The sequence below is a fragment of the Szabonella alba genome, assembly GCF_016765775.1.
Classification (GTDB): domain Bacteria; phylum Pseudomonadota; class Alphaproteobacteria; order Rhodobacterales; family Rhodobacteraceae; genus Szabonella; species Szabonella alba.
Map to the genome: position 1 here is coordinate 804,231 of NZ_JAESVN010000001.1, position 14,290 is coordinate 818,520.

Genomic DNA, 14,290 nt, shown 5'->3' on the forward strand with positions numbered 1-14,290 from the left:
AGGGAGGAGGCAGAAATGCGGAAACTGGTTCTGGCGGCGGCACTGGTCCTGGCGGGGGGGATGGCCTCGGCCGATCCCGTGATCGGGGTCTGGCAGACGCAGGTCGATGACGGCGCCTATGCACATGTCGACATGTCGGTCTGCAGCGGCAAGATCTGCGGCACGATTGCGCGGACCTTCAACGATACGGGCGAATACAAATCCCCCAATATCGGCAAACGGCTGGTCTGGGACATGTCGCCCGACGGCAAGGGCGGCTATGGCGGCGGACGGATCTGGCAGCCTTCGACCGGCAAGGAATACCGCTCCAAGATGGCGCTGGCGGGGAACCGGCTGGATGTCTCGGGCTGCGTCGGGCCGATCTGCCGCAAGCAGGTCTGGAGCCGCGTGAAATAGGCGCAGCTTTCGGGTCGCCCATGCCAGCGCGTCGTGCCAAAGGGGGTGCAGCACAGGCGGGGGCAGCATGGCAAGGCAGGACTGGTTCTGGATCACGGCGCTTTCGGTTCTATGGGGCGGGTCGTTCTTTTTTGTCGAGATCGCGCTGACCGGGCTTTCGGTGACGGCGGTGGTCTGGCTGCGGGTGGCGCTGGCGGCGCTGATCCTTGGCGCGGTGCTGCTGCTGCGGGGCGGGAACTTTCCGGCCCGGGCGCATTGGCCCGGCCTTCTGGTGATGGGATTGCTGAACAATGCGCTGCCTTTCTGCCTGATCGCGCTGGCGCAGGAACAGATCACCAGCGCGCTGGCCTCGATCCTGAATGCGACCACACCGCTGTTCACGCTGATCGTGGCACATCTGGCCACCACGGATGAACGCATCACCCCGCGTAAGGCGGCGGGCCTGGGGCTGGGCTTTGCCGGGGTGGTGGTGATGATGGCGGGGGAAAGCCTGACAGGCGCGGGGGCGGCCAAGATCGCCGTGCTGATGGCGGCTTTCTGCTATGCGTTGGCTTCGGTCTGGGGGCGGCGGTTCCGCGCCGCAGGGCTGGCGCCGCTGGGCGTGGCCTTCGGGCAGGTCACGGCGTCCACGGCGCTGCTGTTGCCGGTGATGCTGGTGCTGAACCGGCCTTGGGAGGCGACATTGCCGCCTGTGGGGGTGTTGCTGGCGGTGTTGGGGTTGGCGGTATTTTCCACCGCGCTGGCCTATCTGATCTTTTTCCGGCTTCTGGCCAGTGCCGGGGCCACGCGGCTGTCGCTGGTCACCTTCCTGATCCCGGTCAGCGCAACGGCACTTGGCGTGTTGCTGCTGGGCGAGGTGCTGCTGCCCCGGCATGTCGCGGGCTTCGCGCTGATCGCGGCAGGGCTGGCGGCGATCAGCGGCGGCAAAAGACCGGTCGCGGCAGCGGTTTTACCGCGCTGATGTTCGATACTGTAAAGCGGGGCCCCTGAAACGCCCGCTTTACGGCTTCCATTGCAGGAAATTTGCAATCAGCCGCAGGCCGGTGGCCTGACTTTTTTCGGGATGGAACTGCGTTCCCACCATCGTGTCACGCCCAATGATCGCGGTCACATCGCCCGCATAGTCGACATACGCCAGCCGATGCGCCGGATCGGTAACACGGAACTGGTAGGAATGCACGAAATAGGCGTGATCACCGGTCGAAATGCCCTCCAGCACCGGATGGGCATGGTCGATTACCAGATCGTTCCAGCCCATATGTGGCACTTTCAGCGCAGGATCGGCGGGGGTGATGCGCGCGACAGTGCCACCCACCCAGTCAAAGCCGGGGGTCTCGGAATATTCCAGACCCCGCGTGGCCATCATCTGCATGCCGACACAGATGCCAAGGAAGGGACGGCCGCCATGACGCACCGCGGTTTCGATTGCCTCAAACAGCCCGCCGCGATCACCAAGAGCACGGCGGCAGGCGGGAAAGGCGCCATCCCCCGGCAGCACGATCCGGTCGGCGCGGGCCACATCGTCAGGCCGGTCGGTGACCAGCACCTGCCCGCCGCCGACCTCGGCCGCCATCCGCTGAAACGCCTTTTCGGCGGAATGCAGATTGCCGCTGTCGTAATCGACCAGAACGGTCAGCATCGCCTACAGCATCCCCTTGGTCGAGGGCAGCGCATCGCCTGCGCGGGGGTCGGGTTCGACCGCCATGCGCAGCGATTTTGCCACGGCCTTGAAGGCGGCCTCGGCGATATGGTGGCTGTTGATGCCGTGGATCAGGTCCAGATGCAGGGTGATCCCGCCATGGGTGGACAGCGCCTGAAAGAATTCGCGCACCAGTTCGGTGTCGAAGGCGCCGATCTTGGCGGTGGGAAAGGGCAGGTTGCAGATCAGGAAAGGCCGCGCCGACAGATCCAGCGCGCAGGCCACCTGCGCATCATCCATCGCCAGCCGGAAATGGCCATAGCGGCGGATGCCGCGCTTGTCGCCCACGGCTTTGGCAAGCGCCTGTCCAAGGGCAATGCCCACATCCTCAACCGTGTGGTGATCGTCGATATGCAGATCGCCCCTGGCCGATATCGTGATGTCGATCAGCGCATGGCGGGCCAGCTGGTCCAGCATGTGATCGAAGAATCCGACGCCAGTCTTGCAGTCGGCACGTCCGGTGCCGTCCAGATTGACCGACAGGGTGATGTCGGTTTCATTCGTCTTGCGGGCGATCTCGGCCTTGCGCATGGGCGGCTCCGGATGGGTCAGGACATGGGCGGCTTATAGGGGGCGGGGCCGGTCTTGGGAAGGGGCCGGGCGGGGGAAGGGGTGCTGCGCCCTTGCCGGATCGCGGCAAGGGCCAGCATCCCTCCGGCCAGCACCGCGATCATGCCCGAGGCCGAGACAGAGAACCCCAGACCCAGCCAGAGCGGCCCGTAACCGCCCAGAACCACCCCGCCCGCCCCGGCAAGGATGGCAAGCAGAAGGCTCAGCCCGATCTGCCGGGGCAGGCGGTCGGTCAAAAGCCGCGCGGTGGCGGCGGGCACGATCAGCATGGCAATCGTCAGAATTGATCCGACCGCGGCAAAGGCCGCCACGGCGGCAAGTGCCGTCGCCACCATCAGTCCGGTCGAGATCAGCCGCACCGGCAGCCCCGCCACGGCGGCATGGATGGGGTCGAAACTGGCCATGACCAAGGGTCGGCGGAACAGCGCCAGCGCCAGTGCGAGCCCCGCAAGGATCAGCGCCATGCGCGGCAGTTCCGGCGGCAGACCCGCCCATGCCGCAGGATCGGTCAGCGCGCCCGGACCGGCGGCAGCTTCCAGCCAGACAAGGCTTTCCAGATTGCCGTAAAGCGCGTGTTCCACATCAAGATGCACCTCGGAGGCGCCGGTGGTTTCCAGCAGCACGACCCCTGCGGCAAACAGCGTGGTGAAGGTGATGCCCATGGCAGCCCCCGGATCAAGCCGGGCAAGGCGGGTGATCGTCTCGGTCATCCCGGCCGCCAGCAGCGCCGCCCCGACCGCACCTGCGTAAACCGCAGCCCCCTCGACGCGCCCGGTGATCAGAAAGGCCGTGACCAGTCCGGGCAGCACGGCATGGGCCATCATGTCGCCCAGCATTGCCTGCCGCCGCAGGATCAGGAAATTACCGGGAAGCGCGCAGGCGCAGGCGGCAAGGGCGGCCACCAGCATGGGCACAAGACTGAGCATCAGGAATTCGGTCATGCCACGCCGCCATTTCCGCCGCGTCGCAACACTCCGCGCGCCGATCCGAAAAGCAATGAGACAAGGAAGGCCGCGAAGGCCAGCAGCACGATCACGGGTCCGGTCGGCAGCCCGGGAAAGGAGGCCGAGAGTGCCGCACCACCATAGCCCGCACCGGCCCCGATCCCGGCGGCGATCAGCGCCATGATGCCGGCGCGGTCGGTCCACATCCGCGCCGCCGCCGCCGGGGTGATCAGCAGCGCGACAATCAGGATCGCCCCGACAACGCGCAGTCCCAGCAGAACCACGCCCAGAACCAGCGCCATCAGCGCCAGATCGACCCTGCCGGTGTCGATCCCCGCAACGCGCGCATGCAGCGGATCGAAGGCGACCATGACAAACGCGCGGCGCAGCAGGACCAGCAGCACCAGCGCAAGACCCGCCCCGCCCGCGATCAGTTGCGCATCCGCCGCCAGCATTCCCGAAGCCTGCCCCAAAAGGAAACTTTCCAGCCCGGCGGGGCGGCCCAGCCCCAGCCCCTGCACCAGTGTCAGCACCACAATCCCCGCCCCGTAGGAGACGGATAGCACCGTGCCGATGGCGGCATCCTCGGGCAGGCGGGTGCGGCTTGCCAGCGTCTGCAGGATCCACAGCCCCGCCAGCGCCGACAGCCCCGCCCCCAGCAGCAGACCGGGCAGATACCGGCCCTCGCCCCCGAAGGTGGCCATGATCAGAAAGGCGATACCCAGCCCCGGCAGCGTGGCATGGGCCATCGCATCGGGCACCAGCGCCCGGCGGCGCAGGATCAGGAAGGATCCGACCGCGCCTGCCGCTGCCCCCAGTGCAGCCGCCCCCAGCGTGACCAGCGTTGCGTTGTAACCCGCCTGCAGGAAAAGCGCGTCAATCAGCATCTGGGCGTTCCGGGCGGATCATGTGTTGCGCTCAGGCCGCCAGTATCGGGGGCAGGGCGCCACCATAGGCCTGTCGCAGGGTTTCGGGTGTGAAACTGCTGGCAACCGGGCCTTCGGCGATTACGCGGCGGTTCAGCATCAGCACGCGGTCGAAGCGGGCCGCAACGGATGCCAGATCGTGATGCACTGCCACCACGGCAGCACCCCGGTCGCGCAGATCCTGCAACACGGTGGCAATCGCGGCCTCGGTCGCGGCATCGACCCCGGCAAAGGGCTCGTCCAGCAGATAAAGATCCGCACCCTGCGCCAGCGCGCGCGCCATGAAAACCCGCTGCTGCTGCCCGCCTGACAGCGCCCCGATCTGGCGCGTGGCGAAATCGGTCATGCCGACGCGGTCCAGCGCGGTCAGGGCCGCATTGCGGTTATGCGCGGCAAGGGGACGCCAGAACCCGGTCTGCCGGTGCATCCCCATCAACACCACGTCGATCACCCGCACCGGAAAATCCCAGTCCACCGCCGCGCGCTGCGGCATATAGGCCACGCGCGCGCGGTGTTCCGCCAGCGCCCCACCAAAAAACCGAACCTCACCCGCATCAGCGGACATCAGCCCGAGAGCCCCTTTCAGGAGTGAGGATTTCCCCGCCCCGTTCGGCCCGACAATCGCGGTCAGTTGCCCGGCGGGAAAACGGGCCGAAACATCCTCAACCACGCGCAGCCCGTCATGCGACAGGGTCAGCCCCGAGATGGTCAGGGCATCCGTCATGTGCCTGCCGCCAGTTTGCCAAAGGCGCCGCGTTCCGGCGCGCTGCCGCCAAGGGCGCGGGCGATGGTGGTCACATTATGGTCGATCATGCCGGGATAGGTGCCTTCATGGCTGCCCTCGGGCCCCATCGCATCGGAATAAAGCTCTCCTCCGATGACGACGGTATGTCCGCGCGCGGCGGCACCTTCGATCAAGGCACGCATGGCCCGATCCGGCACCGAGCTTTCGACAAAGACCGCGCGGATGTCGCGTTCAACCAGCAGATCGACCAGATCGCGGATGCGCGCCAGCCCGGCCTCGCTTTCGGTCGAGATGCCCTGCAGGCCTTCGACCTCAAACCCGTAGGCGCGGCCGAAATAGCCGAATGCGTCATGCGCGGTGACCAGCACGCGCGCGGCGGGGGGCACGCTGGCCAGAACGCACTTGGCATAATCCTGCACCGCCGTGATTTCGGCGCGATAGGCGGCGGCATTTGCGGGAAGGGTTTCGGCGGGTTCGGGATCGGCCCCCGTGGTCGCGCCAGTGATTGCATCGGCGATGGCGGCGACCACCTGTAGCCACAGATCGGGATCCATCCACAGATGCGGGTCGGGCTGATCGGGGTAATCGGGGCTGCGCAGCAGGCGTGCAGGATCCACGGTCTCGGCCACGGCGACAACCGGGCCGCGTGCCTGCAGCGTTTCCATCAATCCTGCAAGCTGTGCCTCAAGCCGCAGCCCGTGCCACAACACCAGATCGGCCGAAACCAGCGCCGCAATATCCGACCGGGTCTGACGATAGCCATGCGGATCGACGCCCGGCCCCATCAGCCCCTGCACCCCGCCGCCCGAGATCGCGCGCGCGGCATCGGCGATCATGCCGGTGGTTGCGACGATGCGCAGCGGGGTCTGTGTCCGGGCTGCGCGCGGCAGCGAAAGCCCCGCCAATGCTGCCGCGCCAAGCGCCAGAAGGCTGCGGCGGGACAGGGAAGGGGTCATCATTGCAGAGTGCTCCATTGGGCTATGCCTGACACTTAATGAGAGTCATTCGCAAAGTCAATGATATTGAGAATTATTCGCAATAAGGAAGGCCGGAGACGGATGCCCCCGGCCTTTCATGCTTGTCTGCGGTCAAGGCCCCGCCCCAGGGCGGGGCCCCGGTCCGGCTGGATCAGGCCAGATCGAACCGGTCGGCGTTCATCATCTTGGTCCAGGCGGCGGCGAAGTCGCGCACGAACTTCTCCTTGTTGTCATCCTGGGCATACACCTCGGCATAGGCGCGCAGCACCGAGTTGGACCCGAAGACCAGATCCACCCGCGTCGCGGTCCATTTCACCGCACCGGAGTTGCGGTCCTGAATCTCATAGAGATTCGCGCCCTTCGGCACCCATTTGAAGGCCATATCGGTCAGATTGACGAAGAAATCCGTCGTCAGCGCGCCGACCCGGTCGGTAAAGACGCCATGCCTTGTGCCGCCGTGATTGGTGCCGATCACCCGCATGCCGCCGATCAGGCAGGTCATTTCGGGCGCGGTCAGCCCCATCAGCTGCGCGCGGTCCAGCAGCAGTTCCTCGGCGCTGACGACGTAATCCTTCTTCAGCCAGTTGCGGAAGCCGTCGGCCACCGGTTCCAGCGGCGCGAAGGATGCCGCATCGGTCATGGCATCGGACGCATCGCCCCGGCCCGGTGCAAAGGGCAGATCAAGCGCGACACCGGCGGCTTTTGCGGCCTTTTCCACGCCCAGATTGCCCGCCAGCACGATCACATCGGCAAGGCTTGCGCCGGACGCGGCGGCAATCGGTTCCAGCACGGACAGCACGCGGGTCAGGCGGGCGGGCTCATTGCCCTCCCAGTCCTTTTGCGGCGCCAGCCGGATCCGGGCACCATTTGCCCCCCCGCGCAGGTCGGAACCGCGGAAGGTGCGGGCCGAATCCCATGCGGTCGCAACCATGTCCGACACCGAAAGGCCTGCCGCGGCGATCTGTGCCTTGACGGCGGCCACATCGTAATCCTTGCGGCCTGCGGGCACCGGATCCTGCCAGATCAGGTCTTCCTGCGGGGCCTCGGGGCCGATGTAGCGGTCCTTCGGTCCCATGTCGCGATGGGTCAGCTTGAACCATGCGCGGGCAAAGGCATCATCCAGCAGCGCGGGGTTCTGGTAAAACCGTTCCGCGATCTCGCGATAGATCGGGTCCATCTTCATCGCCATATCGGCATCGGTCATGATCGGATTGCGGCGGATGGCGGGGTTTTCCGCATCGACCGGCTTGTCCTCTTCCTTGATATCGACCGGCTCCCACTGCCAGGCACCCGCCGGGGATTTGCGCAATTCCCAGTCATGGTTCAGCAGCATGTGGAGATAGCCGTTATCCCATTTGGTCGGATGGGTGGTCCATGCCCCCTCGATCCCGGAGGTGACGGTATTGGCCCCGATCCCGCGCGTCGTGTTGTTCATCCAGCCAAGGCCGCCTTCCTCAAGCCCGGCCCCTTCGGGTTCAGCGCCCAGCAGGTCGGCGCTGCCATTGCCATGGCATTTGCCGACCGTATGGCCGCCAACGGTCAGGGCAAAGGTTTCCTCGTCATCCATGGCCATCCGGGCAAAGGTTTCACGCACCTGCTGTGCTGTGGCCAGCGGATCGGGCTTGCCGTTCACGCCCTCCGGGTTGACGTAGATCAGGCCCATCTGGACGGCGGCCAACGGGTTTTCCATCGTCGAAGGGTTGGTCACATCGTCATAGCGGTTGTCGGACGGCGCCAGCCATTCCTTTTCGGCGCCCCAGTAGACATCCTTTTCCGGTGCCCAGATATCCTCACGTCCGAAGGCGAAACCAAAGGTTTTCAGCCCCATGGATTCGTAGGCGACCGTGCCCGCCAGCACCATCAGATCTGCCCAGCTGAGCTTGTTGCCGTATTTCTTCTTGATCGGCCACAAAAGACGCCGCGCCTTGTCAAGATTGGCATTGTCAGGCCAGGAATTCAGCGGCGCGAAACGGTGATTGCCGGTCGAGGCCCCACCCCGGCCATCGGCCAGACGATAGGTGCCCGCCGCATGCCAGGACATGCGGATGAACAGCCCGCCATAATGGCCCCAATCGGCAGGCCACCAGTCCTGACTGTCGGTCATCAGCGCCAGAAGATCCTTTTTCAGACCGTCAAAATCCAGCGATTTGACCTCTTCGCGATAGTTGAATCCCGCCAGCGGGTTCGCCTTCCGGTCATGCTGATGCAGGATGTCGAGATTGAGCGATTTGGGCCACCAGTCCATGACCGTCGTTCCGGTCTCGGTGATCGCGCCATGCATGACGGGGCATTTGCCGCCCGTCCTGATTTCATTTCCGTCCATCTCTGTCTCCGATCTGGCTATGGTCCAATGGCTTCGAAAAGGGGCGGGGCAGGCCCGTTTGGCGCGCAGGGGCGAATCCCCCGCAAAGCCTGCGACCCTTTTCGTTGCGCGTTTGGTATCATGAAGGTGCCATAATGAGAATTTGCATTTTCAAATGATCTTGATATGAAAAACTTATGATCAATCTTTCGATGAAACATCTGCGCTATTTCGATGCGCTGGCGCGGCACGGCCATTTCGGACGGGCTGCCGGGGCCTGCGCGATCTCGCAACCCGCGCTGTCCTTGCAGATCAAGGAACTGGAGGATCTGCTGGGTGCGCCGCTGGTGGAACGGGGTGGGCGACAGATCCGCCTGACCAGTCTTGGCGAAAGTTTCGCCGAGCGCGTGGGCGACATTCTGCGCGCAGTGGATGAACTGGGCGATCTGGCCCGCGCCTCGTTCAGCCCCCTGGCCGGGCGGCTGCGGCTGGGGGTTATCCCGACCGTGGCGCCCTATCTGCTGCCGGCTGTCATCAAGGATCTGAGCGCCGCCTTCCCGGGCCTCGATCTGCGCCCGCGTGAGGCGGTGACGGATCGTCTGATCGGTGATCTGCTGGAGGGGCAACTGGACTGCGCCATCCTTGCCTTGCCGGTCCCGGAACCCTCACTGGTGCAAGAGCCGCTGTTTGACGAGGAATTCGTGCTGGTCCGCGCCCTGTCCGAGGCGGCGCGCCCCGTGCCCAATCCAGAAACCCTGCGCGAGATGCGGCTTTTGCTGCTGGAGGAGGGGCATTGTTTCCGCGATCAGGCGCTGTCTTTCTGCCGCTTGTCAGGCGCGGTGCCGCGCGATCTGATGGAGGGCAGTTCGCTGGCCACGCTGGTGCAGATGGTGGGGGCCGGGATCGGCGTGACGCTGATCCCGGAAATGGCGGTGGGGATCGAGACGCGATCAGCCGCTGTCGCCGTCGCGCGGTTGGCCCATCCTCGACCCAACCGCCGCATCGGCATGGTCTGGCGGCGCACCAATCCGCTGTCAGGGCAACTGACCCATATCGCGGGCATCATCCGGGACGGGCATCTGAACGGCAGGGGCGGGGCGGGGGATCAGTCCCGCCAGAACGGGATCACCGGGCGGCAATAGCTGCCGACCGCCATACCCAGCGACATGGATCCGTCACGCGGCCCCGATCCGTATTCGGACAGGCCCGCGCCCTCGGCCTTTTTCGTTTCGTCCAGCGTGAACAGGATGCCATTGCCGACCCGCGCCGAGGCGGGCGTTGCCCGCCAGAGCCGCGTCCGGTTGGTCAGCCCCATCGCGCGGACCGCATAATCCCCGGCAGCGCACCAGTAATCCGTTGGCCGGGCCGAAGGGCGCGGCAGGACCAGAATTTCGGTCGGTCCCGCCTGTCGGGCCTGCATCCCGTTCTGCGCGATCATCACCCGTGTTTCTGCCATGGCGGTTAGCGGCGACAGCAGCAGGGCGGCAGCCAGAAGGGTAAGGATGGGCTTGCGCATGGGAACCTCCGGTTTCAGACAGGATAGCGCAATAAACGGCACAGGTCGCGCGCCCCGGCGCGCGCCCTGCATCAAAGCGTCGTGAGGGGAGGACGCGTGCGCAGGGGATAGCGGGCCAGTTCCTCATAATGCGGGGGATCGCCGCCCAGATGCGACCGGAACAGGATGAAATCACGCACCTCGAACAGGTCCGACCCGGTCCCGGACCCTGCCACGACCGCGCGTTCCAGCCGTGCGGCCTCCTCCGGGGGCTGGGGCGGGAAGCGGCCCAGTGTGATATGCGGCACGAAGCGCCGCTTTTCCGGCGTGGCACCCGCGCGCCGCAGCGCGGTTTCCAGTTTTGCTTGCAGCGCCTCCAGCGCGGGTTCCGGTGCGAGGCCTGCCCAAAGCGCGTTCGGCGCGGACCGGCCGAACAGGCCCAGCCCCTCGATCCGCAGTGCAAAGCCGGGCATCGACAGCGCCTCTGCGGCCTCGTGCAGGGCCTGCAGCCTGTCGGGCGGGACCTCGCCCAGAAAGACCAGCGTCAGATGCAGATCCTCTGGCGCCACGCGGCGCGGCAGGCGCAGGGCCAGCGCCTCGACCGCCAGCCGGTTGCGCAGATGAACGGGCAGATCCAGCCCGAAAAACACCCGCCATCCCTCGGGCCGCCGGCGCTTTGCCATCATCCTCTCCCGGTGGGTTCGCGCGGGTTCCGGACCGCGATGGTGTCGCGCCGCACAAGGGCGCCAAGGGCCGCGCGGATCTCGGGGCGGACCATGCCTTCGCGCGGGAGATCGCGCAAGGTGGTGACCATCGTCTCGGGGGGCATGGACCTGCCGCCGCCCCGCCAGTCCAGCCCGCGCAGCACCGCCTCGGCGGCGGGGGGCAGGCGTTCGGGGATCGCGGCCCCGGTCAGGTCCGCCCAGACCCGCGACCAAAGCCGCCCGACCGACCAGGGATTGTAACCGCCGCCCCCCAGCACCAGCAGGCGGGGTGCCAGCGGGCGCAATGCGCGCAGCACTTCGATATGGGCGTTGTTCGACAGCCCCAGCCGCGCCAGCGGGTCCTCCTCCAACGCATCGGCACCGCATTGCAGGATCACCGCATCGGGCCGGAAATCGGTGACGCGGGGCAGGATCAGATCCTGCAGCACCGCGCGCATCTCGCTGTCATTGAACCCGCGCGGCACCGGCAGGTTGAAGCAGTTGCCGCCGCCATCTTCCTCAAGCGTGCCGCTGAAAGGCCAGCGACCGGCCTCATGCACCGATATCAGCAGCGCCTCGGGATCCCCGGCAAATCCTGCCTCAACCCCGTCGGCATGATGGGCGTCGATATCGACATAGGCCAGCCGCCGCACCCCCATGTGCCGCAGCGCGATCATGCCAAGGACAACATCGTTGAGATAGCAGAACCCGTTGGCGCGATCCGGCATGCCGTGATGCGTGCCGCCGCCGGGCAGATGCACGATCCCGCCGCCTGCCAGCAATTCGGCGGCCAGCATCGCGCCGCCCGCGCCCGTTGCGGGGCGGCGGAACATTTCGGGAAAGACCGGGTTCGACAGCGTGCCCAGACCGAAACGCGCCTGAATTTCGGGACTTGCCTTGCCGATTGCCTCGGCCTCTTGCAGCGCCGCGATGTATTCGGGGTGATGCCAGAGTTCCAGCGCCGCAGGTCGGGCGCGCGGGCTGGTGCGATACTGCTCTGCGGGCAACCATCCCATGGCGCGGCACAGGTCCATCACGGTGGAAACCCGCGGCACGCGCAACGGGTGACGCCCGCCATAAGAGGTGCTTCGGTAAATCTCGGATCCGATGAAGACCGGCACGGGCGTGGCGGGCCGGACGCGGGGGGCCGTTGCCTGTGCCGCTGGTGTTTCCGGCGCTGGCCGATCCATGCAATTTTTACCTTCTTGATGCCTGATCGGACGCGGAATGCCGCAGTTCTGCCTTTGGATGGTTCTGCAACGCAACTATATTGCGGCCGCATGGCAGGGCAAGGTCCCGCCCGGACCGGTTTGCGTGATCGGCGCGGTTTTCCGGTGGCGGGGCAGGACAGGCCGGTTTTGCGTGGTATGAGTAAGGACAGGTTTAAAATGGTTAAGGCGATGGACCGGACCGGGGCAGAGGCGCTGCAGCATGGGGCGCTTTGCTGGCGTGAGGGCGCGCAGGGGCGTGAGGTGCTACTGGTCACCAGCAGGGAAACCGGGCGCTGGGTGATCCCCAAGGGCTGGCCGATCAAGGGGCTATCCCCGTCCGAGACCGCCGCGCGCGAGGCTTGGGAAGAGGCCGGGGTCAAACCCGCCGCACCGGAAGAGATGTGGCCGCTGGGCGATTACGGCTATGACAAGGTGCTGGACCGGGGTGGCGCCGCCGAACGGGTGCAGCCCTGCCGGGTGCAGGTTCATGCGCTGCGGGTGGCGGTGCTGACACAGGACTTTCCCGAGCGGGAGGAGCGTGATCGTCGCTGGTGCCCGGCATCCGAGGCGGCAAGGCTGGTGGAGGAACCGGAACTGCGCCGACTGATCGAAGGCTTTGCCCGGGCAGCCCTTCCCGAAGCCTGAAATGCGACGCGCCCTGAACCGCGATAGGCGCTTAATCCTGACAACCCTCAGACGCGGCAGGTCCTTCAACGCGACGGGCGCTTGAGCTTTCCGCAGCCGCGCTTATGTTTGACCAGGGCTTCGGCATGGCCGGAGACAGCAAAGGGCGTGGAAAATGATGGTCTATTCGCTTCGCTGTGCGGAGGGACATGGGTTCGAAAGCTGGTTCAAATCCTCGGATGCCTTCGAGGCATTGCGCAAGGGTGGCCATCTGGCCTGCCCGCAATGCGGTGATGCCCGCGTTGAAAAGGCGCTGATGGCCCCGGCGGTCAGTTCCGCGACGCGGCAGGATGTTGAATCGAAAGCGTCTGAAGGCGCGGCGGAACCGATGGGCGGTGCTGGACCGGTTTCGCTGGCGCGGCCCACGACCGAACTGGAACGCGCCATCGCCGCGCTGCGCCGCAAGGTCGAGGCGAATTCCGATTATGTCGGCCCGCGTTTCGTGCAGGAGGCCCGCGCGATGCATCTGGGCGAAGCCCCCGAACGCGCCATCCATGGCGAGGCCCGCCCCGAAGAGGCCCGGCAACTGGCCGAAGAGGGCGTGCCGATCCTGCCCTTGCCCTTCATGCCGGGCCGCAAGACGAACTGAGGGGGTGGGATTTCTGGTGGCGTTGGGCTGCTGGGGGGAAAGTTGGCGGTTTGGCCGAGGTCGCCATCTTTCGGGCAATAGGAAAGCGTTTGTAGGCGATTGTCGGATGTGCGGGACGGAGCCGCCGTTGGCCTTGGCCGGACCTACTGCGCTCCGGCCAAGGTCAGCATCGCGGCGACGAATGCTGTGGGGGCCTCTTGCGGCAGGTTGTGACCCACTCCATTTATGAGTCTGCGCTCATAGAACCCTGTGAAATGTTTGCAGTCGAGATCGTCATCTGCGGGCGGATCGACCCCATCATCCTGCCCCTGAAGCACGATACATGGCACGGTGATATCCGGCTGGGCGGCCAGTAATGCCTCGATCCTGTCATATGACGGATCACCGGAAACACCGCCAAAGCGATGCCGGTAGGAATGGAGCACGATCTCCACAAAGTCCGGATTGTCGAACGATGGGGCTGTTGCGCCCCATGTCACATCACTAAAACGCCAGCCAGGCGACCAGAGTGACCAAATATGACGGCAAAGGTCATGTCTGTTCTGGGTCAGTCCAACCCGCCCTCTTTCAGTGTGGAAGTAATACATATACCAATATCGGGCCTCTTCTACTGGTGGAGCCGGTCGCCACGCGTTTGCAATGTCTTGAATGTTGTAGCCTTGGCCGCAACTGATCAGGCCCCGCACACGCTCCGGCCAGAGCGCCGCGACGATACAGGCCGCACGTCCGCCCCAGTCATATCCGCCAAGGAAGGCGCTCCTGATGGCCAGCGCATCCATGAAGGCCAGAAGGTCAGCCCCGAGCGCAGCCTGCTGGCCCGAACGCATCGTCTCGGATGAACGGAAGCGGGTTGGTCCGTAACCGCGCAAATAGGGAACGAGGCAGCGGAATCCTCGCGCGGCAAGATCAGTCGATACGGCATCATAGGCATGGGCATCATAGGGGAAGCCATGAAGCAAGATGACGGGATCGCCCGCCTCCGGCCCGGTCTCATGATAGTGGATCTCGAGACAGCCTGCCTTAATTGACTTCATCAACCTCACCTTCC

General features: G+C 65.6%; 16 protein-coding genes. 5 read left to right on the forward strand and 11 right to left on the reverse strand.

Features of this window, described 5'->3' with window-relative positions; all coding sequences use genetic code 11:
• Window positions 1-15: 15 nt before the first annotated feature.
• Together JL811_RS03700 and JL811_RS03705 are read left to right on the forward strand one after the other, a co-directional pair.
• On the forward strand, window positions 16-396 hold the full coding sequence (locus JL811_RS03700) for a DUF2147 domain-containing protein (protein ID WP_202686979.1): 381 nt from the start codon (window positions 16-18) through the stop codon (window positions 394-396).
• 67 nt (window positions 397-463) lie between these two features.
• A complete protein-coding gene (locus JL811_RS03705; protein WP_202686980.1) occupies window positions 464-1,357 on the forward strand; it encodes a DMT family transporter in 894 nt (297 codons plus the stop codon).
• A gap of 39 nt (window positions 1,358-1,396) precedes the next feature.
• Here JL811_RS03705 and hisH read toward each other — a convergent pair whose 3' ends face one another.
• From hisH to katG, 7 genes are all read right to left on the reverse strand, one after another.
• Window positions 1,397-2,035 carry an imidazole glycerol phosphate synthase subunit HisH gene (gene hisH, locus JL811_RS03710; RefSeq protein ID WP_202686981.1) on the reverse strand — a complete coding sequence of 213 codons (639 nt, stop codon included), beginning with the start codon at window positions 2,033-2,035 and terminating at the stop codon, window positions 1,397-1,399.
• A gap of 3 nt (window positions 2,036-2,038) precedes the next feature.
• Window positions 2,039-2,626, reverse strand: coding sequence for an imidazoleglycerol-phosphate dehydratase HisB (gene hisB / locus JL811_RS03715; RefSeq protein WP_202686982.1), 588 nt, complete (start codon window positions 2,624-2,626; stop codon window positions 2,039-2,041).
• Between the two features lie 17 nt (window positions 2,627-2,643).
• Window positions 2,644-3,606, reverse strand: a complete 963-nt coding sequence (locus tag JL811_RS03720; protein ID WP_202686983.1) for a metal ABC transporter permease — start codon at window positions 3,604-3,606, stop codon at window positions 2,644-2,646.
• Window positions 3,603-4,496: a metal ABC transporter permease gene (locus tag JL811_RS03725; protein ID WP_202686984.1), complete on the reverse strand. Its 894-nt coding sequence runs from the start codon at window positions 4,494-4,496 to the stop codon at window positions 3,603-3,605. Before JL811_RS03725 ends, JL811_RS03720 begins: the two co-directional genes overlap by 4 nt.
• Window positions 4,497-4,527: 31 nt before the next feature.
• Window positions 4,528-5,259 (reverse strand): metal ABC transporter ATP-binding protein, encoded by a 732-nt coding sequence (locus tag JL811_RS03730; RefSeq protein ID WP_202686985.1) that lies wholly within the window; start codon window positions 5,257-5,259, stop codon window positions 4,528-4,530.
• Window positions 5,256-6,239 carry a metal ABC transporter solute-binding protein, Zn/Mn family gene (locus JL811_RS03735; protein WP_202686986.1) on the reverse strand — a complete coding sequence of 328 codons (984 nt, stop codon included), beginning with the start codon at window positions 6,237-6,239 and terminating at the stop codon, window positions 5,256-5,258. Before JL811_RS03735 ends, JL811_RS03730 begins: the two co-directional genes overlap by 4 nt.
• Before the next feature lie 169 nt (window positions 6,240-6,408).
• Window positions 6,409-8,580 (reverse strand): catalase/peroxidase HPI, encoded by a 2,172-nt coding sequence (gene katG, locus JL811_RS03740; protein WP_202686987.1) that lies wholly within the window; start codon window positions 8,578-8,580, stop codon window positions 6,409-6,411.
• Between the two features lie 176 nt (window positions 8,581-8,756).
• Between katG and JL811_RS03745 the strand changes: the two genes are divergently transcribed.
• Window positions 8,757-9,701 (forward strand): hydrogen peroxide-inducible genes activator, encoded by a 945-nt coding sequence (locus tag JL811_RS03745; protein WP_202686988.1) that lies wholly within the window; start codon window positions 8,757-8,759, stop codon window positions 9,699-9,701.
• On the opposite strand, the gene JL811_RS03750 is transcribed toward JL811_RS03745, so the two are convergent.
• The 3 genes from JL811_RS03750 to JL811_RS03760 form a co-directional block, all read right to left on the reverse strand.
• The gene (locus tag JL811_RS03750) at window positions 9,665-10,075 is read right to left on the reverse strand and encodes a hypothetical protein (RefSeq protein ID WP_202686989.1); all 411 of its coding nucleotides are present in this window, start codon (window positions 10,073-10,075) and stop codon (window positions 9,665-9,667) included. The two genes, JL811_RS03745 and JL811_RS03750, sit on opposite strands and share 37 nt — an antisense overlap.
• A 71-nt stretch (window positions 10,076-10,146) precedes the next feature.
• Window positions 10,147-10,740, reverse strand: coding sequence for an RNA 2',3'-cyclic phosphodiesterase (thpR, locus tag JL811_RS03755; protein WP_237684754.1), 594 nt, complete (start codon window positions 10,738-10,740; stop codon window positions 10,147-10,149).
• Window positions 10,737-11,948 carry an acetoin utilization protein AcuC gene (locus JL811_RS03760; RefSeq protein ID WP_202686990.1) on the reverse strand — a complete coding sequence of 404 codons (1,212 nt, stop codon included), beginning with the start codon at window positions 11,946-11,948 and terminating at the stop codon, window positions 10,737-10,739. The genes thpR and JL811_RS03760 overlap by 4 nt, the downstream gene beginning before the upstream one ends.
• A gap of 198 nt (window positions 11,949-12,146) precedes the next feature.
• On the opposite strand from JL811_RS03760, the gene JL811_RS03765 reads away from it, so the two are divergent.
• Entirely contained in the window at window positions 12,147-12,614 is a 468-nt protein-coding gene (locus tag JL811_RS03765; protein ID WP_202686991.1) for an NUDIX hydrolase, read from the forward strand.
• 154 nt (window positions 12,615-12,768) lie between these two features.
• The gene (locus JL811_RS03770) at window positions 12,769-13,242 is read left to right on the forward strand and encodes a DUF1178 family protein (protein WP_202686992.1); all 474 of its coding nucleotides are present in this window, start codon (window positions 12,769-12,771) and stop codon (window positions 13,240-13,242) included.
• A 143-nt stretch (window positions 13,243-13,385) separates the two neighbouring features.
• Here the strand turns inward: JL811_RS03770 and JL811_RS03775 are convergent, their stop codons facing one another.
• Window positions 13,386-14,276, reverse strand: coding sequence for an alpha/beta fold hydrolase (locus JL811_RS03775; protein WP_202686993.1), 891 nt, complete (start codon window positions 14,274-14,276; stop codon window positions 13,386-13,388).
• Window positions 14,277-14,290 lie beyond the last annotated feature (14 nt).